We start from the raw sequence: 17977 nt of genomic DNA, 5'->3' as shown, positions 1-17977 counted from the left end.
ACCTGATCAAAGCGCTTAATATGCGCGCCACGTTGATGATGTTCCCCGATAGCTCAGTTGGTAGAGCAACGGACTGTTAATCCGTTTGTCCCTGGTTCGAGCCCAGGTCGGGGAGCCACTTATTCCGAAAAGCCGCTGATTGTTTCAATCAGCGGCTTTTTACTTTCTGCCTCAGAATACTTCTTCCCGCTGCATGAATTCCTTCAACACCTGGTACAGGGTGTAGCCGTCCTGGGTACCAATGAGTTCCCGAATGGAATGCATGGCAAATTGCGGCACACCGATATCCAGGGTCGTTACCCCCAGATTGCCGGCGGTCAGCGGGCCGATGGTGCTGCCACAGCCCATGTCACTGCGCACCACAAAGGTCTGGTGCGGCAGGCTGAGTTCGTCACTGATGTGACGATACAAAGCGGCTGAGCGGCTGTTGGTGGCGTAACGCTGGTTGTGGTTAATCTTGATCACCGGGCCCTGGTTCAGGATCGGACCATGGTTCTCATCGTGCTTGTCCATAAAGTTAGGATGCACGCCGTGGGCGTTGTCGGCCGAGATCATCATGGAACGGGCGATGGCCCTGCCCTTTCCGGCACCACACCAGCGCTCCAGCACAGAACCAAGGAACGGCCCCTGGGCGCCTTCGGCCGACATGCTGCCCACTTCTTCGTGGTCGTTGCATACCAGCAAGGCCGCCTGGTCTCCGGACGTATCCAACAACGCCTGCAGGCCGATGTAACAGCTCAGAAGGTTGTCCAGCCGCGCAGAGGCCAGGAACTCTTCCCGCAGGCCAACGTAGGAAGCGCCCTGGGCGTCATAGAAGCTCAGCTCATAACCCAGCACCTTGCGGACTTTCAGGCCGGATTCACTGGCAATCTGCTCCCGCAACAGGTCGGTAAAAGCCGTGGTATCCGTCTCTGGAACCTGCATGACGACCGGTGGCAGGTCGGTCTGGGCGTTGACCGAACGATTGCTGTTGGCCTCCCTGTCCAGGTGAATAGCCAGGCTGGGGATAATGGCCACAGGCTTGCGGAAGTTCACCAGGGTGTCCTGCACCTTGCCGGACTCATCCAGCACGGTTACCCGGCCTGCCAGGGACAGGTCCCGGTCAAACCAGGGGTTCAGCAACACACCGCCATAGACTTCTACCCCGAGCTGGAAGAAACCTTTGCGGCGGATCTCCGGTGTCGGCTTTACCTTCAGGCAGGGGCTGTCGGTGTGGGCACCGACCATACGAACACCGGAGCTGACCACGTCATTCTTTCCGGTACGGAAGGCAATAATGGATGAGCCGTTGCGAATGGCGTAGTAACCTTTGCCCTGCTCCAGCGCCCACTCTTCACGTTCATCCAGCTGCTGAAAACCTGCGGCATCGAGGCGGGTTTTCATGGTATTCACGGCATGCCAGGGCGTGGGTGAGGCGTTCAGAAATTCAATCAAGTCATTATTAAATTCAGTGTGTTCCATGATCTTCCTGATTGCATGATAATGGCTGCTACAGTATGGCACGAAGCCGGCAATGCTCCTACAGCGTGCGCCGTCAGTGACTATACTCACCCAACAATATTTACCGGAGTCGCCCGTGTCGATACCCCGCTTTCTGGACATCGAATACTGCCAGACCGAAGACGCCCTGTTTCCCGTTGCCATTGCCTGGTCGCTTGCAGATGGCCAGATGAAAACCGTGGTGATCACGCCGGAAGAATCCTGGCTTCCGGAAGACGGGGATCTGGGGGATATCGATCTGCTGTACCTGGAAGAACAGGGCGTACCGCTACTGGAACTGGTACAAGAGCTGCACCAGGACCTGCCGGACCAGACAGTTTACGTAGACGGCATAGACCCGGATGAACTCCTGGTCGACCTGATTTTCAGCGCCGTAAGCCAGGATGCCCCCTTCGAAGTCGCCCCTGTTTCCGAACTGATCTCCGGCCTGGACAGCGAAGCCATCGAAGACCGACGGCGCCAGCTGTTGTTCGATGAAGGCCTTGAACCACAGCTCCCGGAAAACGGCGTCTATGCCCTGCTCCTGCTAGTCCAGGAAGAAGGCCTGCTGGACGACCTGTAAAACCGGCGTTCAGGCGGGGAAGTGTGACCGGCGTCTGCGTAACAACCCGTTACACAAGGCAGAATCTGGCGTCAGTATCCATGACGACAGGACGCCGGACCATAATGAAAAAAATCACATCTCCCCTGCTTTGCGCCAGCCTCGTGACCGCGGTTTTATTCCCGCCGGTTGTATGCGCCCAGGAAGGTGCCGCGTCAGAAACTCCCCGCTCGGACAAACACTACATCGGATTACTGGCCACGGCACTGGAACATCGCTCCATCGGCATTTCCAAGGAAGACGGCTGGGGCCAGGCGGGTACGCTGGTGATCGGTGGCCACCTGAATGACCTGATCCACGCTGAAATCCGCCTGGGCGGTGGCTACAAGGATGCCGAGATCTCCCGAGGTGACCTGAGCCTGGCGATCGACTACTTTGGCAGCTGGTACATGGGGCTGCATTACCCGATTGGTGAGCTCGGTAACGTCTATGCGCAGGCAGGCTTCACCCACGTGAGCGGCGAGGCAACGCTGGACAACCCGGACGCCGATGCCAACGGGCAGTTCCGGGATTACGTGGGAGATTACCCTTCAAGCAGTTTCAGCTTCAGCTGGCTTGCCGGTATCGATTTTGAACTGCTGGATAGCACGTACCTGGTGCTGGAAGGTGGCAAGCTGTTCAAAGATACCGATACCAGTGCCAATGCTTTCCAGTTTTCTTCTGGTATTCGTTTCGAGTTCTGACTCTGCCTAGTATGCTCCGTGCCGGTCCAGGGAGGTTGATACCCCTTTCCTGGAACCGCTACGAGCACATCCCTGTGCGCTTCTCTCCGGCCATCCATGGCCTTCGAAATTCCAGGAAAGGGGTATCAACCTCCCTGAACTCCAACTTCACGAGAGGCTTCAACTTCTAAAACTCAATCCACCAATTTATGCTGAATATGCCAGCAGCGGTGAATCTTCTGATTCCGCTGGAAATCCTTGTCCAGCGTGCTCGCCGTAACCTCTTTTACTTCGAACTCCTGCTCCAGATCTTCATCGAGCTTAAATTTCCGGAAGTTGTTGGAGAAGATCAGTAAGCCATCACTGGATAACCGCTCCATACACTGCCGAACCATGGCGCCGTGATCCCGCTGGATGTCGAGAACGCCGTCCATTCTGGCGGAGTTCGAGAAGGTGGGCGGGTCCATGAAGATCAGGTCGAAGGTCTGGTTGGCGGTTTTGCGGTCGGCCAGCCAGGCCAGGCAGTCGGCCTGTTCCACTACGTGCTTGCGGGAGTCTGTCCGATTCAGGGCCAGGTTGTCCTGCGCCCAGCTAACGTAGGTTTTGGACATATCCAGGCTCAGGGACCGGCTGGCACCGCCAACGGCTGCGTGAACGGTGGCTGCGCCGGTGTAGCAGAACAGGTTCAGGAAGCGTTTGCCCCGGGAATGCTGCTGTATCCAGTGGCGTACCGGGCGGTGATCCAGGAACAGGCCGGTGTCCAGGTAGTCTTTCAGGTTTACTTTCAGGGTGCAGCCGTGTTCGTGCACGTTGAAGTATTCACCGGTTGCGGCCTGTTTTTCATACTGCTTGGTGCCGGTCTGGCGCTGGCGTTGTTTACAGACCAGGTTTTCCGACGCAACTTCCAGCACTTCCGGGATGACCGCCATGGCTTCGGCGAGGCGTTCCCTGGCGGCTTTTTCGTCTATAGATTTCGGAGCCAGGTATTCCTGTACATGCACCCTGCCCTCGTAGATATCGATGGCCAGGGCGTACTCCGGCATATCCGCATCGTACAGGCGGTAGCAGCCAATGTTCTGTTTCCGGGCCCACTGGCCGATGGTTTTCAGGTTTTTCTTCAGGCGGTTGCGCAGCATGTCTGCCCGCTCGGGATTGGCGATCCGGGGCATCACCTGGCCCGGCGCTGCAGGGTCCCGGGGCGTGCGTGCATTTTCCGGCTGGATTTCGAACAACAGCAGTTGTGCCGGCAGCTTGCCGTTGAAGAGCTTATATTGCTTGAAGCTGCGCAGGCCGATGGATTTTCCGAACTCCGGAGCGCCGGTAAACACTGCCAGGCGCCAGCCGGGAAGTTCACGCAGAACCACTTCGCCAAGAGCCTGGTAAAGGCCGGCCAGTTCTTTGCGCTCGCTCAGGCGTTCACCGTAAGGAGGGTTGGTCAGCACCAGGCCCTGTTCGGCCCAGCTTTCCTGCCGGTCAAATCCGGTAACCGGACGAACCTCAACCTGCACAAGGTTATCCAGGCCGGCCCGGCGGATGTTGTTTCGGGCGGTATCGATAACACGGCTGTCCTGGTCGAAACCGGCAAAGGCCGGTATCCGTTTCTGTTTGCCTTCGTGGGCGCGGCGCTCCGCTTCCTGGCGTAGTCCAAGCCAGAGTTCCGGCTGATGGCCAGGCCATTTTTCGAAACCGAAACGCTCGACCCGGCGGCCCGGAGCGATATCCAGGGCCATCAAAGCGGCTTCGATCAGCAGCGTTCCGGAGCCACACATGGGATCAACGAAGTCACCGCCGGCAGCGGCAATGTCCGGCCAGCCGGAACGCATCAGCAAGGCGGCCGCCAGGTTTTCCTTCAGGGGTGCCAGGCCTTTCTCCGTGCGATAGCCCCGCATGTGCAGGCTGTGGCCACTGAGGTCGAGCCCCACCGCCAACCGGCCCCGGTTCAGGCGGGCAGAAATGGTCACGTCCGGGTCTTTCGGTGCGACGGACGGCCGTGGCATGCCGGCACCGCGGATGCTGTCAACGATACCGTCTTTGACTTTCTGGGCACCAAACTGGGTGTTACGGATTTCTTCATTCTGGCCCAGGAAGGTCACGCGGAAACTGCCAGACGCAGGGATATGGGCCTGCCAGTCCAGCGACACTACGCCTTCGTAAAGTTCCTCGGCACTGCGGGCGTCTACCTCGGCGATGTGCAGCATTACCCGGTTGGCCAGGCGCGACCACAGGCAGGCACGGTAGCCCGACTCCAGCGTACCCTCTACCCAGACTCCCGCCGGCGCATTACGCACCTGTGCCAGACCAAAACTTTCCAGTTCATCAGCCAGGAGATACTCAACGCCCTTCGGGCAGGTTACGAAAAATACATGTTTGGACAAAATAAACTCCTGGTTTTCCTGATGAAGCCGGTAAGCCGCCGGATTGGCAGCAAAACCCGATTTCGGACTGTCATCGATATGCAATAAACCTATAAAAAAAGGTTCACATAGATGAAATAAGTAGTGTACTTCCGCTCAAGGTTCGTCTTACCTTGTACATGACGCGTCGTTCCGGAAGCCAGTAGAAAGTGCTTCCGTTAACAGGATCCTGACTGCTCTGGCCCGAGCTGGCAATAGGGGGATATCCCGGATGGGTACCCATGCGATGGTCACTGCAGATGTGTACACGCTTGTTCTGTTAATCCATCAGTGAGGAACGGCATGAAAAGACAGAAGAGAGACATGTACGCTCGTGCATTCAAGCGGGGTTATCTCGCTGGCGTGTCCGGCAAATCCAAAGACAGCTGCCCCATTGATCAGCCAGAAGTGCGTCAGGAATGGCTGAACGGGTGGCGCGAAGGCCGCACAGATAACTGGGAGGGCATGACCGGCGTATCCGGCATCCACAAGCTTGCCAACGTAACCGCCACGTAACTGCGGTGTTGGCAGACCCTGTTTAACCCTGATCTGTTTTTTTCACACACCAACACAACAATTAAAGCAGTAACCAGAGCAACCGAAACGGGGCCTCCCGCCCCGTACCATGCGAAGAAGCGCTACGGGGTTAGTTCCCCGCAAGGGCCCGCTCAGCGGGCCCACCTTCTTTCTGGCCTCACCGTTTTTGCTGTTCTTTCCTGATCGCTTCTACCGCTTCGTTAATCAGCGCAGGGCCTTTATAGATGAAGCCTGTGTAGATCTGTACCAGTTTCGCCCCTGCCCGGATTTTCTCTGCTGCGCTTTCGCCATCGGTAATGCCGCCCACACCGATAATGGGCAAACGCTCACCCAGCTCGGCATACAACCCCTGAATCACCCTCAGGGAGGCCTCGCGCACCGGGGCACCACTCAAACCACCCGCTTCCTGTTCGTGCCGGTGGCCACGCACCGCCTCACGGCTAATGGTGGTATTGGTGGCGATCACGCCATCCAGGCCCGCCTCGAGCAGCGCGTTAGCCACAAAACGAATACCGTCGTCGTCCATATCCGGCGCAATTTTTACAGCAACGGGCACATAGCGGTCCTGAGCCTGGTGGCACCTGGTCTGCTCGTCTTTGATGGCATGCAGCAACTGCTTGAGGGAGTCGCCAAATTGCAGGTCCCGCAGGCCCGGCGTATTCGGCGAAGACACATTCACCGTAATGTAGTCGGCGTGCCCATAGACCGCTGCAATCCCCTTTCGGTAATCCAGCTCGGAGTCTTCGTTTGGGGTGTCTTTGTTCTTGCCCACATTAATGCCCAATACACCCTGGTAACGACGGTGCTGCACATTGTGAACCAGGTGCTCCAGCCCTTCGTTATTAAAGCCCATGCGGTTGATGATGGCCTGGTGTTCCGGTAAACGGAACATGCGGGGCTGGGGATTACCCGGCTGGGCCAGGGGCGTAACCGTGCCCACTTCAATAAAACCGAAGCCCAGCGCACCCAGGGCATCAAGATGGTCGGCATTTTTGTCGAGACCTGCGGCCAGCCCGACCGGGTTCGGAAATTCCAGCCCCATGACATTGACCGGACAAGGCGCGGGATGCTTTGAAAATACATTCAACATACCCAGTTTATGGGCTACATCCAGGCTATTAAGTGTCACATTATGAGCGGTTTCCGGGGGCAGCCGGAACAGCAGGTTTCGAACAACGCCGTACATCAGAAAACTCCTTGCCAGAGGGTGGCCGGAGTATACCGGAAGTTTTCCACACCATCCTCCTGAACCGGCAAATGTATCCTTAAGCCCCATGTTCAAAGGGCTCACGGGGCTTTTCCACGGAATCTGTGGATAAGTCTGTTGAAAACGTCGGGGCAAACGTTTTTATCCCTTGATAACTGCGCCAGCCTACAAATTGATCATTTTTTAACCAGTGTTTTTATTGTTATATTTCAACATCTTACAACGCTAAAAATAAGATTTGACGAAAGTTGGAGCAAAATGCTAGCGGGTAACCGTTTGGTCATCATGTGCATAAATCGATCCGTCTTTCTTGATTAATCCCGCCCTGTCAAGCGCTTGTTCACGCTATACTGGCCACTGTCAGAAATCCCCGGAGCCACGGATAATGGAGCAGCCTTCCCCAACACATCACCGCCCACAGCCCGACCTGGAAAAGGAAAAGCATGCTGCCTCCCGGGTTACCCTGATCGGGATGTTTCTTGACGCCTTTCTCGGTGTCATAAAAGTCATTGGCGGTACTCTTTTCCATTCCCAGGCCCTGGTCGTAGACGGTATCCATTCCTTTACCGATGTGGTTTCTGACTGGGTGGTACTGGCGGTCATGCGGTTATCCCGGAAAGGCCCGGATGCCGACCACCCCTACGGCCACCAGCGCATCGAAACGCTGGGCACCCTGCTTCTGGGCAGCATCCTGATTGCCGTAGGTGCAGCCCTGGCCTGGGAGAACATTCTGCGCCTGTTGTCCGGCGAAGACCTGGCAGTTCCCGGCTGGCCGGTTCTGGTCGCGGCGGCTATTTCCGTTGGCAGCAAGGAGTGGATTTACCGCTACACCCGCCACGTTGGTATCCGCATCCGTTCTGACCTGCTGATTGCCAATGCCTGGCACAGTCGCACCGATGCGTTCTCATCAGTTGTGGTGCTGGTATCCACCATCGGCGCAATGCTTGGGTTTGTGTGGCTGGACGTCGTCGCCGCGGTGGTAATTGCCGGCATCATTATCCACATTGGCTGGAAGTTCACCTGGGACAGCGTGAAGGAACTGGTCGATACCGGTCTCTCTGAAGAAGATACCCGCATGCTTATGAACATTGCCATGGAGACCGATGGCGTTCGCAACGTTCACGAACTGCGCAGCCGCCGGATGGGCCACGATATCCTGCTGGACGTTCACCTGGTGGTACGCCCGGAGATCAGCGTGTCGGAAGGCCATCAGATTGGCATGAAGGTGGTTGCCGGCATGCGGGAGGCCCTTGGTAACATCCTCGATATCAATTTCCACATCGATGCCGAGAACGACGAAAAGTACCCCCACCCCACCGAGCCGGACCTTCCCTCCCGCGAGCAGGTGCGGGAATACCTTCAGAACGCCCTGGGCGAGCTGCCCCACCACAGCAAGCTCCGCCTTCATTACCTGAAAAACCGGGTACACCTGGAACTGTTCCTGGACGAGGATCACCCCGCCCCGGAACTGAACAACGAAACCGTCCGCCAGGTTCTTGCCGATTACCCCTGGTTTGGCAGCGTCCGGGTCTGGGTGGCGGCCACCTGACCCGGCAGCCTCGCTTAACCGGGATCAGCGGCGGCGGTTTTCCTCCATGCGGGACAGAAACTCCTGCATGATCAGGGTATACAGTTCACCGCCCAGGAACTTGTCCTCAACACCGGAATCGATGCTCGGGTTGTCGTTCACTTCAATCACCGCAACCCGGTTACCGGCCTGTTTGATGTCTACACCGTACAGGCCGTTACCGATCAGGCGCGTGGAGTTCAGCGCCGCCTGAATCACGTTGCGCGGCACCTCGTAGGTGGGCATGGTTTCAAAGCCGCCACTCTCCACCGACGCGCCACCATGCTGGTAAATCTGCCAGTGGCCTTTCACCATCATGTATTTGCACGCGTAAATCGCCCGGCCGCCAAGCACACCAATACGCCAGTCGTAATCGGTATAGAAGTACTCCTGGGCCAGCACCAAGGCCGATTGTTTGAACAACTCTTTAAGACCCGCCCGTAGCTCCTTCTCATCCCGGGCCTTGGCCACACCCCTCGAGAAAGCACCGTCCGGTATCTTGATCACCACCGGAAAGCCCAGCTCCTGCACTACCTGCTCAACCGCGTTTTTCTGATCTTTCGACAGGATCAGGGTCTTTGGCGTGGGCACCTTGTTGTTCTTCAACAGGTCCGCCAGGAACACCTTGTTGGTGCAGCGCAGAATGGAAACCGGGTCATCAATCACCACCATGCCCTCGGCTTCTGCCTTGCGGGCGAACCGGTAGGTGTGATGGTCAATGGCGGTGGTTTCCCGAATGAACAGGCCGTCGTATTCCGGCAGCCGCATATAGTCCCGCCGGGTAATCCGCTCCACATTGATACCCAGCTTGCGCCCTGCCTTCTCGAAGCGTTTCAGGGCAGCCTCATCGCTGGGCGGCATTTCCTCATCCGGGTTCACCAGCATGGCCAGGTCAAACCGGTAACGCCGGCGGGTGCGGGGTTTGCGCCAGACCATGCTGCTGAACCGATCCAGTGCAGCGGCAAAGACATCCTGTTCAGGCTCGCCCAGGTCCGACGGAGACGCCGGCTTCATGGACTCGATCTGCCACTGTTTCCGGTGCCGGAACACCACTTCAAGAATCGGACAGGGAAAACGCTCGAACAGGGCGCGGGCCACCGGCTTCAGGTCCGGATGCTCGGCCTGCCCGAAATAGGTTCGAATCCGCACCTCATGGGTCGCTTCCCGGGCATCGGTAGACGGGTCAATTTCCCTGGCCTCTTTTTCCAGCCACTGGATAACACTGCTGTCGAGTTCCTCCAGCTCCAGGGAGAAAAGTCCCTTGCGGCTGAGGTCATTCAGCGTCATCACCGACGGCACAACATGATGGCCGCGGGCTTCGGCCAGTAAGGAGCAGTAGTAACCCCGGCTCAGGTACTTGCCGCTCTGGCACAGGTTGATCACCCGCACCCGGCTGTTCGCCGGCGCGGTAAACTGCAAGTACTGGTCAAAAGTGAGCACATCTTCGCTGGGGTAGTACGGCGCCCAGTCTTTGGCACGGTCCACAACAATCAACAAGCGGGACATCAGCGGCATTCCTCCCTGAAGGTTCAGCCGGGGTTATTTCGCGCAACAATACGCCGGCGCACAGTACTTCACAATCGGCTTTCGATGCGTGCTTTTACGCATCACGGCCGGCTATCGGAACACGGCGCTCTCTACCATAATAGCTGCAGGAACGGCGCCCGCCATTTCAGCCTGATACACCCGGGACACCCAGACACATGACCGATGTAATTCTCCGACAAGCCGTCGCTAAAGACCTTGATGCATTGGTTCAACTGGAACAGCGGTGCTTCTCTGAAGACCGGATATCCCGCCGCAGTTTCAAGCGTTTCCTGGACATGCCCAGAGACCGGTTAATAGTCGCCCGGCAGGAATCTGAACTGGTGGGCTACTGCCTGGTGCTGATGAACGCCGCCACCCGCCTGGCCCGCATCTATTCCATTGCGGTATCACCCTCGGTTCGTGGCCGGGGCGTGGGCGAGAAGCTGGTTCGTGAGGCAGAGAAAGAAGCGGTAGAAGCAGACCGGATTCTGATGCGCCTGGAAGTTCGGGAAGACAATACGGGCGCCATCAATCTTTACAAGCGGCTGGGCTATCGCCAGTTCGGCACCTATCGGGATTACTACGAAGACCACGGCAACGCCCTGCGGTTCGAACGGCGCATTCTGTATTACGAGCCATCCCGGGAATTCCTGCCGGTGCCCTACTACCCCCAGACGACGGAGTTTACCTGCGGGCCGTCGGCACTGATCATGGCCATGGCCGCCCTGGATGAGCAGCAGCCCGTCAGCACGCTGGAAGAGCTGAAAATCTGGCGCGAAGCCACCACCATTTTCATGCTGGCCGGCCACGGCGGTTGCGGCCCCCATGGCCTGGCGTTGTCTGCTTGGCACCGGGGCTTCGAGGCCAGTGCGTGGATCAGCCAGGAAGGCGCCCTGTTCAAGGACACCGTGCGCAACGATGACAAGAAACGGGTACTGGAACTGGTGCACGAAGGCTTCCTGCATGACATTGGCCAGACCGATATCCAGCTGCACCACGACCCACTGACGCTGGACGCCATGGAAGCAGCCCTGCACCAAGGCCGTATTCCGGTGATCCTGATCAGCACCTGGCAGCTTAACCGCAGCCGGGTACCCCACTGGGTGACCGTGTGTGCCATAGACGAAGACTTCGTGTACCTGCACGACCCGGAAATCGATACCGAAGAAGGCGAAACCGTAGCCGATAAGCAATACCTGCCCATCGACAAGCGGGTGTTCGGCAAGATGTCCAGCTACGGCCGCAACCAGCCTTTGCAGGCTGCGGTGATCGTCGGGCCGAAACGGCCCTGATCAGCCGGTGCGAATGGCCGCTTCCTTCAGCTCCGAAATCTGGTCCCGCAGGCGCGCGGCCGTTTCGAAATCCAGGTCCGCGGCGGCCTTGTACATATCATCTTCCAGGCGCGCCACTTCCTTGAGCAGGTCTTCCGGCGAACGCTTGCCCGCCTTCACCAGGTAACTTTCCGCTTCTTCCGCCGCCTTCTGGCCCGGGCGCTCCGCCTTGCGCCGGCCACGACCACCGGTGGCGCCTTCCATCACATCGGCAATCTTTTTGTTCAGCCCTTTGGGGGTAATGCCGTGTTCTTCGTTATGAGCCAGCTGTTTCGCGCGACGACGTTCAGTTTCATCAATGGCCCGCTGCATGGAACCGGTAATGCGGTCGCCGTACAGAATCGCCTTGCCGTTCAGGTTACGGGCTGCCCGGCCGATGGTCTGAATCAGGGAACGCTCGCTGCGCAGGAAACCTTCTTTGTCTGCATCCAGAATGGTTACCAGTGACACCTCTGGCATATCCAGGCCTTCCCGCAACAGGTTGATGCCTACCAGCACATCAAACTCACCCCGGCGCAGGTCACGGATGATCTCCACCCGCTCCACGGTATCGATGTCCGAGTGAAGGTACCGGACCTTGATGTCGTGTTCCATCAGGAAGTCGGTCAGGTCTTCCGCCATGCGCTTGGTCAGGGTGGTCACCAGTACCCGCTCCTGCACCGCCACCCGCTTGTGAATCTCCGACAGCAAATCGTCCACCTGTGTAGACGCCGGGCGCACCTCGATTTCCGGGTCCAGCAGGCCGGTAGGCCGCACCACCTGCTCCACCACCTGGCCGGCGTGTTCCGCCTCGTAGTTGCCGGGGGTGGCAGACACAAAGATCATCTGCGGTGCAATCCTCTCCCATTCCTCAAACCGCATGGGCCGGTTATCCAGTGCCGACGGCAGCCGGAAGCCGTATTCCACCAGGGTTTCCTTCCGGGAGCGGTCGCCCTTGTACATGGCGCCGATCTGCGGAATGGTTACGTGGGACTCGTCCACCACCAGCAAGGCATTGGGTGGCAGGTAATCAAACAAGGTGGGTGGTGGCTCGCCCGGGGCACGGCCCGACAGATAGCGGGAGTAGTTCTCGATGCCGTTGCAGTAGCCCAGCTCCATCATCATTTCCATGTCGTAGCGGGTGCGTTCCTCCAGCCGCTGGGCTTCCACCAGCCGGTGGTTGTCCCGAAGTTGCTGCAGGCGCACTTCCAGCTCCGCTCGAATATTCTCCACCGCATCCAGCACCTTTTGCCGGGGCGTCACGTAGTGGGATTTCGGGTAAATGGTCACCCGGGGCACCCGGCGCAGCACTTCCCCGGTGAGCGGATCGAAGTAGCTGAGGTTTTCCACCTCGTCGTCGAACAGCTCAATGCGAATGGCTTCGCGCTCGGATTCAGCCGGGAACACATCGATGACGTCGCCGCGCACCCGGTAATTGGCGCGGTGGAACTCGATATCGTTGCGGGTGTACTGCAGCTCGGCCAGCCGGCGCAGGATCGAGCGCTGATCAATCTGATCGCCGCGATCAAGGTGCAGCATCATCTTCAGGTAGGATTCGGGATCACCCAAACCATAGATGGAAGACACCGTGGCCACGATAATGGCATCCGGCCGCTCCAGCAGCGCCTTGGTGGCAGACAAGCGCATCTGCTCGATGTGTTCGTTGATGGAGGCGTCTTTCTCAATAAAGGTGTCGGAAGACGGCACATAGGCTTCCGGCTGGTAGTAATCGTAGTAAGACACGAAATACTCCACCGCGTTATCCGGGAAGAACTCCTTGAACTCGCCGTATAGCTGTGCGGCCAGGGTCTTGTTGTGGGCCATGATGATGGTGGGCCGCTGAACTTCCTGCACCACATTGGCAATGGTGAAGGTCTTACCGGAGCCGGTTACCCCCAGCAGGGTCTGGTGCGCCAGCCCTGAGTGAATGCCGTCCACCAGCCCGGCAATCGCCTTGGGCTGGTCGCCGGCAGGCTGATAGGGAGAGTCGACACGGAACACTCCTTCACGGGCGACACTGGATGCTTTACTGGCCATAACGGGCGGTTAACCTCCGGGTTTGGCGCTGGCCGCAATACGGCACAACCCCTACAAGAAATTTAGTGTTCTGGCTGCTTCATGATACCATCTGTGCGATCGACGGCTGGGTAGAAAAACAGCCCGCACCTTTGGCTCCACAGTTGCCCGGCCGATCGCAGCCCATAAGACGCAGCTTTAAGGAGCTCAAGTTTGGACCTTCAACTTTCCAGCCGAGTACAGGCGATCAAGCCTTCCCCCACCCTCGCAGTCACCAACAAAGCCGCAGAACTCCGCGCGGCTGGCCAGGACATCATTGGCCTGGGTGCTGGCGAGCCGGACTTCGACACCCCCGAGCACATCAAACAGGCAGCCATTGAAGCCATTAACAACGGCCAGACCAAGTACACCGCCGTTGATGGTACGCCGGCCCTGAAGAAAGCGATTATTGCGAAGTTCAAACGGGACAACGGCCTGGATTACGAAGCCAACCAGATACTGGTAAGCAGTGGTGGCAAACAGAGCTTTTTCAACCTGGCACTGGCCACGCTGAACGAAGGCGACGAAGCCATCATCCCCGCGCCTTACTGGGTATCTTACCCGGACATGGTGCTGGTAGCGGAAGGCAAGCCGGTGATCATAGAAACCACCGTAGATACCCGCTTCAAAATCACCCCGGAACAGCTGGAAAACGCCATTACCGAGCGCACCCGACTGTTCGTGATCAACAGCCCGTCCAACCCGAGTGGCATGGCCTACTCCCTGGAAGAGCTGCAGGCCATTGGTGAAGTGCTGAAAAAGCACCCCAACATCATGATCGCCACAGACGACATGTACGAGCCGATCCTGTGGACCGGCAAGCCGTTCTGCAACATCCTGAACGCCTGCCCGGAACTGTACGACCGCACCTTCGTACTGAACGGCGTGTCCAAGGCCTACTCCATGACTGGCTGGCGTATCGGCTACGCGGCCGGCCCGGCGAAAATCATCGGCGCCATGAAGAAAATCCAGTCCCAGAGCACCTCCAACCCCTGCTCCATCTCCCAGGCTGCCGCGACTGCCGCCCTGGATGGCGACCAGGCTTGCGTGGGTGAAATGGTCAAGGCATTCAAAGAGCGCCACGACTGGCTGGTAGACGCCCTGAACAAACTGCCGGGCGTTGAATGCCCCTACGGCGACGGCACTTTCTATGTATTCCCAAGCTTCCAGGGCGCCATCGACGCCACTGAAGGCGTGAGTACAGACGTAGAATTCGCCGAGAAACTGCTGACCGAAGCCGGCGTTGCACTGGTTCCGGGCTCTGCCTTCGGCAGCCCCGGCCATATGCGTTTGAGCTTCGCCACCAGCATGGATAACCTGCAAAAGGCCATCGAGCGTTTGCAGAAAGCCCTTGGCTAAAAATTTTAGTCAGGGGGTTGACGAGGCGGTATAGCCAACTTAATATACGCGCCTCGTCACATGACGACGTTCCCCGATAGCTCAGTTGGTAGAGCAACGGACTGTTAATCCGTTTGTCCCTGGTTCGAGCCCAGGTCGGGGAGCCACTATTTTGAAAGCCCGCTAGTTCTCTGAATTAGCGGGCTTTTTTGTTATTCCCCGCTTCTTGATTGTTATCACGAGCTTCTGGTGATTTTGTCAGGCTCCGGGCCCTAGCCTGTCAGGATTGCGGGAATGGCAGTGCAGGAAAGCCTTTCCAAAAACCGCTACGAGCACATCCATGTGCGCTTCTCTCCGGCCATCCATGGCCTACGAAATTTTTGGAAAGGCTTTCCTGCACTGCCACCCGAGCAACCGGAATATAGGCAACTTCTGATCTGAAACTGCTAAGACTTTCGTTGTTGCTGAACAACCTGGGGTTATCGACTACCACTCCGGAGCATGAACCGGGGGTGTGGGGGCTGGCTCCCAAAAATTTGCGGAGCCATGGATGGCGGAGCAGAAGCGCCACATGGATGTGCCGCAGGAGCGGTTTTTGGGAGCCAGACCCCACACCCCCGATCACCATAAACGGCAGGCTAGCTGCGGAGTCGACCCCACAACCGAAGTCAGACTGACACCACCTCAGCGTGAATAGCCTCCAAGGCAGCCAGGGGGTCGGATGCCTGGGTGATGGGGCGGCCGATGACGAGGTAGTCGGAGCCGGCTTTGAGGGCATCGGTTGGGGTCATGATGCGTTGCTGGTCGCCTTTGTCGGCAGTCAGGGGGCGGATTCCCGGGGTGATTAGCTGGAAGTCGGCACCCTGCTCGGCTTTCAGGCGCGGGGCTTCCTGGGCGGAGCAGACGACGCCATCCAGGCCGCAGTTCCTGGTGAGGGCTGCCAGGCGGGATACCTGGGCTTCGGCGGAGTCGGTGATGCCGATGCCGGCGAGGTCGGCGTCAGACATGCTGGTAAGCACGGTAACGGCAATCAGCAAGGGCTTGTCGGCACCGAAGGACTCCAGGCGCTCGCGGCAGGCCACCATCATTTTTTCCCCGCCGGAGGCGTGCACGTTCACCATCCAGACGCCAAGATCAGCCGCAGCAGCAACGGCCGCAGAAGTGGTGTTCGGGATGTCGTGGAATTTCAGGTCCAGGAACACGTCGAAGCCCCTGCCCTGCAGCGACTTGACCAGTTCCGGGCCGGAGCGGGTGAACAGTTCCTTGCCGACTTTCAGGCGGCACTTGGCCGGGTCCAGCTGGTCAGCGAGGGCCAGCGCAGGGCCTTGGGAGGGAAAGTCCAGGGCGACGATGATTTTCGGGTCGTTAAGGGTTTGCACAGTAGAGTTCCGCATTCGGTAAATTAAGTTCGTTATTCCGCTTCGACGCCCTGAATGGGCCTGACGGTTTCCCATTGCTTGCAGCTCGGGCACAACCAGTGCAGTTGCTGGCCGGAGAAACCGCAGCTTACGCACCGGTATACTGGCCGGTTGGCGAGGATCAGGTGCCCTATCCGGCTTACCAACCGGCCTTCATCGGTGGTCATGCCCTTTTCATATCCGGCAATTTCAACCAGGCGCAGCAAGCCGCGAACGGAGGGCCGGAGTTCCAGCTCCTGGCGCAGCAGGTCGATCGCTGCCGGGCGCCCTGCCGAGCGCTCGACGGATTCTACCAGCGCCAGCAGCAAACTGGTGCCGGGATATTGCTCGTAGAGTTTGCGCAGTTTCTTCGCCAACCGGCCTACGTCGCCATGCTCCCGCTCTAATTTCATCAGACGGTCCACGGCTTCCGGGCCAAAGTCCGGATTCTGCTCGAACACTTTCAGGCTTTGATTGCCGGCCTCCCGATAGTTGCCCTGGCGTATCTGCATTTTCATCAGCAGAAGGGTCGCTCTGACACAGGAGCGATCGTAATCGAGGGCTTCCTTGGCCAGCTTCTGGGATGTCCAGCGGTCGTCTTTGTTCAGAGCCGCATCGGACAGTTCGCAGGTTATGTAGGCCAGTGTCTTGAACATGGCGGGGTCAGCATCGGAGCGGGTCAGCGTCTGGGCCACCTGGGCGGCTTTCTCCCATTCCCGTTCCTGCTGGTACAGCTCGATTAGTTCCCGGGCAGCCCGGCGGCCGTACTCGCGATCGCCCATTAACTGGTGAAACAGCGCCTCGGCCCGGTCAAGGAGACCGGCGTTCAGGTAATCCATGGCCAGTTCAAAGGTAACCTGGGGGGTGTAGCGTGCCGGCAGCTCCGGACGGGCAAGCAGGTTCTGGTGTATCAGAATCGCCCGGTCGGTTTCGCCCTTGTTGCGGAAGTGGCTGCCAATAGAGAGATGAAGGCTGACGGTATCCCGGTTAACAGCCAGGGACTGCACAAAGTTTTCGACCGCTTGGTCAGAATAGTTGGTAAAGAGAAACTGCAGACGATCCCGAACCGAATCTTCGTTATCAATGCTCTTGCGGGAACGATGGCGCTGCTTACTGTAGCGCCCAACGACCCAGCCGGCGGCAACCGCTACTGTCAGAAGCAGCCAGTTAAACACCATATCCATTACAGCGTCCGGTCGTTTTCGGCCCTGGATTTTTCAAGTGCCTGCTCGGCACGATCAAGTCGTTTCTGAAGGTTACGGCGAGATACCGAGGTACGGAATGTTGCGAGCATGGTAATCAGCACGCCAATCAGCGCGCCAATCACGAAGGACATGATAATCCAGACTGCCACACCGTGAGGCTGGGTCTCAAACAACAGGAAATTGAGCGAGACCGCCATCTGGTTGTTGAGCGAAAACACCAGCGCCAACAATATAAGAAGCAGAACCAGAACGGTGATAAGGATCTTCTGCAGTCCAGCCATGTCGTTTGCGCTCCAGACGGGCAAATCGCCCGATGCTACGGTGTCCTTTGATCAGTGCGGGCGTGGTTCAGAAGCCTTTTTTCAGACTGTCGTTCACCTGCTCACGCAACTCTTTACCAGGCTTGAAGTGGGGCACAAACTTGGCAGGCAATTGAACCGCTTCCCCGGTTTTCGGGTTGCGACCGGTGCGGGCTTCCCGGTGATGCAGGGAAAAACTACCAAACCCCCGGATTTCAATTCTTTGACCATCAGCAAGAGCCTGGGACATATGCTCGATGACCGTTTTAACCGCGAGCTCAACATCCTTGACGGAGAGCTGAGTCTGCTTCGAGGCAATCAGTTCTACCAGTTCGGACTTCGTCATGAGGCGTTTCCCTCTGTCGTTATTATTCCGTGG

16 protein-coding genes and 2 tRNA genes are annotated in these 17977 nt (G+C 58.1%); 9 read left to right on the top strand and 9 right to left on the bottom strand.

Translation table 11 applies throughout. The features are described 5' to 3' along the window. Window positions 1–42 precede the first annotated feature (42 nt). Window positions 43–118 (top strand) — tRNA-Asn (locus tag H3Z84_RS09600). A gap of 53 nt (window positions 119–171) precedes the next feature. Here H3Z84_RS09600 and H3Z84_RS09595 read toward each other — a convergent pair. After that, window positions 172–1461 carry a M18 family aminopeptidase gene (locus tag H3Z84_RS09595; RefSeq protein ID WP_199457300.1) on the bottom strand — a complete coding sequence of 430 codons (1290 nt, stop codon included), beginning with the start codon at window positions 1459–1461 and terminating at the stop codon, window positions 172–174. A 115-nt stretch (window positions 1462–1576) separates the two neighbouring features. On the opposite strand from H3Z84_RS09595, the gene H3Z84_RS09590 reads away from it, so the two are divergent. Continuing rightward, window positions 1577–2062, top strand: a complete 486-nt coding sequence (locus H3Z84_RS09590) for a hypothetical protein (RefSeq protein WP_199457299.1) — start codon at window positions 1577–1579, stop codon at window positions 2060–2062. A 104-nt stretch (window positions 2063–2166) separates the two neighbouring features. After that, entirely contained in the window at window positions 2167–2784 is a 618-nt protein-coding gene (locus H3Z84_RS09585; protein ID WP_022989155.1) for an outer membrane beta-barrel protein, read from the top strand. 173 nt (window positions 2785–2957) lie between these two features. Here the strand turns inward: H3Z84_RS09585 and rlmKL are convergent, their stop codons facing one another. Further along, a complete protein-coding gene (gene rlmKL, locus H3Z84_RS09580) occupies window positions 2958–5138 on the bottom strand; it encodes a bifunctional 23S rRNA (guanine(2069)-N(7))-methyltransferase RlmK/23S rRNA (guanine(2445)-N(2))-methyltransferase RlmL (RefSeq protein WP_199457298.1) in 2181 nt (726 codons plus the stop codon). 321 nt (window positions 5139–5459) lie between these two features. Between rlmKL and rmf the strand changes: the two genes are divergently transcribed. Then, entirely contained in the window at window positions 5460–5672 is a 213-nt protein-coding gene (gene rmf / locus H3Z84_RS09575; protein ID WP_036219531.1) for a ribosome modulation factor, read from the top strand. 178 nt (window positions 5673–5850) lie between these two features. On the opposite strand, the gene H3Z84_RS09570 is transcribed toward rmf, so the two are convergent. Then, window positions 5851–6879 carry a quinone-dependent dihydroorotate dehydrogenase gene (locus H3Z84_RS09570; RefSeq protein ID WP_199457297.1) on the bottom strand — a complete coding sequence of 343 codons (1029 nt, stop codon included), beginning with the start codon at window positions 6877–6879 and terminating at the stop codon, window positions 5851–5853. 406 nt (window positions 6880–7285) lie between these two features. On the opposite strand from H3Z84_RS09570, the gene H3Z84_RS09565 reads away from it, so the two are divergent. Continuing rightward, window positions 7286–8449 (top strand): cation diffusion facilitator family transporter, encoded by a 1164-nt coding sequence (locus H3Z84_RS09565; protein WP_199457296.1) that lies wholly within the window; start codon window positions 7286–7288, stop codon window positions 8447–8449. Between the two features lie 24 nt (window positions 8450–8473). Here H3Z84_RS09565 and H3Z84_RS09560 read toward each other — a convergent pair whose 3' ends face one another. Then, complete coding sequence (locus tag H3Z84_RS09560; protein ID WP_058340589.1) at window positions 8474–9973, bottom strand: RimK family protein; 1500 nt, start codon at window positions 9971–9973, stop codon at window positions 8474–8476. Window positions 9974–10170: 197 nt separating this feature from the next. Between H3Z84_RS09560 and rimI the strand changes: the two genes are divergently transcribed. Further along, the gene (gene rimI / locus H3Z84_RS09555; RefSeq protein ID WP_199457295.1) at window positions 10171–11286 is read left to right on the top strand and encodes a ribosomal protein S18-alanine N-acetyltransferase; all 1116 of its coding nucleotides are present in this window, start codon (window positions 10171–10173) and stop codon (window positions 11284–11286) included. On the opposite strand, the gene uvrB is transcribed toward rimI, so the two are convergent. Then, window positions 11287–13341, bottom strand: a complete 2055-nt coding sequence (gene uvrB, locus H3Z84_RS09550) for an excinuclease ABC subunit UvrB (RefSeq protein WP_199457294.1) — start codon at window positions 13339–13341, stop codon at window positions 11287–11289. A gap of 192 nt (window positions 13342–13533) precedes the next feature. On the opposite strand from uvrB, the gene H3Z84_RS09545 reads away from it, so the two are divergent. The 3 genes from H3Z84_RS09545 to H3Z84_RS09535 all read left to right on the top strand — a co-directional run bounded on the left by H3Z84_RS09545 (window position 13534) and on the right by H3Z84_RS09535 (window position 15138). Beyond that, complete coding sequence (locus tag H3Z84_RS09545; RefSeq protein WP_094625016.1) at window positions 13534–14718, top strand: pyridoxal phosphate-dependent aminotransferase; 1185 nt, start codon at window positions 13534–13536, stop codon at window positions 14716–14718. Window positions 14719–14788: 70 nt separating this feature from the next. Beyond that, window positions 14789–14864, top strand: a tRNA-Asn gene (locus H3Z84_RS09540). A gap of 127 nt (window positions 14865–14991) precedes the next feature. Further along, entirely contained in the window at window positions 14992–15138 is a 147-nt protein-coding gene (locus H3Z84_RS09535; protein WP_199457293.1) for a hypothetical protein, read from the top strand. 227 nt (window positions 15139–15365) lie between these two features. Here H3Z84_RS09535 and pyrF read toward each other — a convergent pair whose 3' ends face one another. The 4 genes from pyrF to H3Z84_RS09515 all read right to left on the bottom strand — a co-directional run bounded on the left by pyrF (window position 15366) and on the right by H3Z84_RS09515 (window position 17944). Continuing rightward, window positions 15366–16076: an orotidine-5'-phosphate decarboxylase gene (pyrF, locus tag H3Z84_RS09530; RefSeq protein ID WP_323126993.1), complete on the bottom strand. Its 711-nt coding sequence runs from the start codon at window positions 16074–16076 to the stop codon at window positions 15366–15368. A 32-nt stretch (window positions 16077–16108) separates the two neighbouring features. Beyond that, window positions 16109–17278 carry a lipopolysaccharide assembly protein LapB gene (gene lapB / locus H3Z84_RS09525; protein WP_022990027.1) on the bottom strand — a complete coding sequence of 390 codons (1170 nt, stop codon included), beginning with the start codon at window positions 17276–17278 and terminating at the stop codon, window positions 16109–16111. Then, window positions 17278–17580, bottom strand: a complete 303-nt coding sequence (locus tag H3Z84_RS09520; RefSeq protein WP_058340484.1) for a LapA family protein — start codon at window positions 17578–17580, stop codon at window positions 17278–17280. Before H3Z84_RS09520 ends, lapB begins: the two co-directional genes overlap by 1 nt. Window positions 17581–17647: 67 nt before the next feature. Then, window positions 17648–17944, bottom strand: coding sequence for an integration host factor subunit beta (locus tag H3Z84_RS09515; protein WP_022990025.1), 297 nt, complete (start codon window positions 17942–17944; stop codon window positions 17648–17650). Window positions 17945–17977 lie beyond the last annotated feature (33 nt).

This window comes from Marinobacter sp. bablab_jr003 (genome assembly GCF_016464245.1).
In the GTDB taxonomy this organism is placed as follows: Bacteria; Pseudomonadota; Gammaproteobacteria; order Pseudomonadales; family Oleiphilaceae; genus Marinobacter; species Marinobacter vinifirmus.
The sequence above is the reverse complement of the archived record's forward strand: the minus strand, read 5'-3'. Positions and strand labels throughout refer to the sequence as shown.

Bases quoted from the DNA above. Each gene is read 5' to 3' on its own strand.
- rmf (WP_036219531.1), top strand. From the start codon at position 5,460: ATGAAAAGACAGAAGAGAGACATGTACGCTCGTGCATTCAAGCGGGGT.
- H3Z84_RS09535 (WP_199457293.1), top strand. From the start codon at position 14,992: ATGGCAGTGCAGGAAAGCCTTTCCAAAAACCGCTACGAGCACATCCAT.
- H3Z84_RS09565 (WP_199457296.1), top strand. From the start codon at position 7,286: ATGGAGCAGCCTTCCCCAACACATCACCGCCCACAGCCCGACCTGGAA.
- H3Z84_RS09520 (WP_058340484.1), bottom strand. From the start codon at position 17,580: ATGGCTGGACTGCAGAAGATCCTTATCACCGTTCTGGTTCTGCTTCTT.
- H3Z84_RS09585 (WP_022989155.1), top strand. From the start codon at position 2,167: ATGAAAAAAATCACATCTCCCCTGCTTTGCGCCAGCCTCGTGACCGCG.
- H3Z84_RS09595 (WP_199457300.1), bottom strand. From the start codon at position 1,461: ATGGAACACACTGAATTTAATAATGACTTGATTGAATTTCTGAACGCC.
- H3Z84_RS09560 (WP_058340589.1), bottom strand. From the start codon at position 9,973: ATGTCCCGCTTGTTGATTGTTGTGGACCGTGCCAAAGACTGGGCGCCG.
- rimI (WP_199457295.1), top strand. From the start codon at position 10,171: ATGACCGATGTAATTCTCCGACAAGCCGTCGCTAAAGACCTTGATGCA.
- uvrB (WP_199457294.1), bottom strand. From the start codon at position 13,341: ATGGCCAGTAAAGCATCCAGTGTCGCCCGTGAAGGAGTGTTCCGTGTC.
- lapB (WP_022990027.1), bottom strand. From the start codon at position 17,278: ATGGATATGGTGTTTAACTGGCTGCTTCTGACAGTAGCGGTTGCCGCC.
- H3Z84_RS09570 (WP_199457297.1), bottom strand. From the start codon at position 6,879: ATGTACGGCGTTGTTCGAAACCTGCTGTTCCGGCTGCCCCCGGAAACC.
- H3Z84_RS09515 (WP_022990025.1), bottom strand. From the start codon at position 17,944: ATGACGAAGTCCGAACTGGTAGAACTGATTGCCTCGAAGCAGACTCAG.